Genomic DNA, 1,395 nt, shown 5'->3' on the forward strand with positions numbered 1-1,395 from the left:
ATCTTCTAGTAATAATGCCCAGCATCATAGCCATTCAAACAGCATAAAGAAACAATCGTTTAACACTGAGTGATTCATGCATATTAATGAATGGATCAGCCGTTTTTTGTCTAAACTAGCCACGGCGACTTTCAGCCTGTAAGAGGTGTTTCATGGCTAAAAACAAGCTCATGCAAGTGATGAAAGTACGTGATGACAGCGCCCCTCCACAGACAATGTAACCATTGATAAAACCTGCTGGAACGGTGAGAAATTCAAAAATAAGTGAGGGAGAGGCTCAGAAAACAAGACTTCCTTCCGGAGTAAGCTATGAAAAAATCATTATTTATTATTGTATGCTGGTTTATTACCAGGCCTGTATTGGCATTAACAACTTTCCTCTGCATTGACTCCTCTGATTACATGCGCAACGGCGACTATAGTCCCAACCGTATCATGGCTGTCCAGGAAGCCTGCTCCCTCCTTTGCGAAGCCCTCATCCAACGCAACCCCGAAAACGTCATTGGTTTGCTCACCTTCGGCGGCAATGCCTGCTCCGTCCGTGAAACCCTCACTGAAGACATCGACCGCATCTCTGCTAGCCTCGCCTCGATTGCCGTCGGTGGCGAATCCCACTTTGCTAATGGTGTCCGAATCGCCATGCTCGCTCTCTCCCACGCCAAGAACAACCGCTCCCAAAAGCAAGTCGTCATCTTTGTAGGCTCCCCTGTCACCGACAGCCCTGACAAGCTTCGTCAACTCGCCACCGCCCTCCGCAAGCATAATGTCGGTGTTAGTATCATTAGTCTTGGATGCCCCTCTAACACATCAATCTTGAAGGAATTCACCGAACAAGTCCGAAAGAACGCCTACTTTTATGTCGTCCCTGAACACGGTAGCGTTATTGATTTATTGTTCTCTACTGCCTTGATGGGAGATGGACCTGGTTCTGGTAGCTTTGGTGTTCATACAGGCGTCAGTGCCACTGGTGGTGCCTTCAACTTCGGCACCGAAGCTGACGATCCTCAATTAGCTATGGCTATTCTTGCATCATTAGAAGAAGAACAAAGACGTCAAGCTGCTGCCGCTGCCAATAGTGACAATAACAATCAACAAACTACTACGACTACACAACAAGCTGATATTCCTATTACTAATAATCAAGATGCTGCTCCTGAAGATGATTTGGAACTTGCTCTTCTTTTGTCTATGGAAGAAGCTTTGAGAGCTGAACAACAAGCTGCTGAAGAATCGAATAAACCTACAAGCTCTGATGCTGCTCCTTAGCGGTTCTCACTGACAGCATTAACAGAAATTTTGGGGGCTTTTTTGGCCCTGCGGAGATTGGCCAGGAGTCGAATGAATGAATGGATACATGCTCAAATCTTCTAGTAATAATGCCCAGCATCATAGCCA

The 1,395-nt window shown here is 46.2% G+C and carries 1 protein-coding gene; it reads left to right on the forward strand.

Translation table 11 applies throughout. The annotated features are described in order from the left end of the window. The first annotated feature begins 309 nt into the window (after positions 1-309). Complete coding sequence (locus KDK18_RS10180) at positions 310-1,266, forward strand: VWA domain-containing protein (RefSeq protein ID WP_257254790.1); 957 nt, start codon at positions 310-312, stop codon at positions 1,264-1,266. The last annotated feature ends 129 nt before the right edge of the window (positions 1,267-1,395 follow it).

It is taken from the genome of Endozoicomonas sp. SESOKO3 (genome assembly GCF_024606255.1).

Excerpts from the sequence above, each read along its gene's own strand:
- KDK18_RS10180 (WP_257254790.1), top strand. The coding sequence starts at position 310 with ATGAAAAAATCATTATTTATTATTGTATGCTGGTTTATTACCAGGCCT.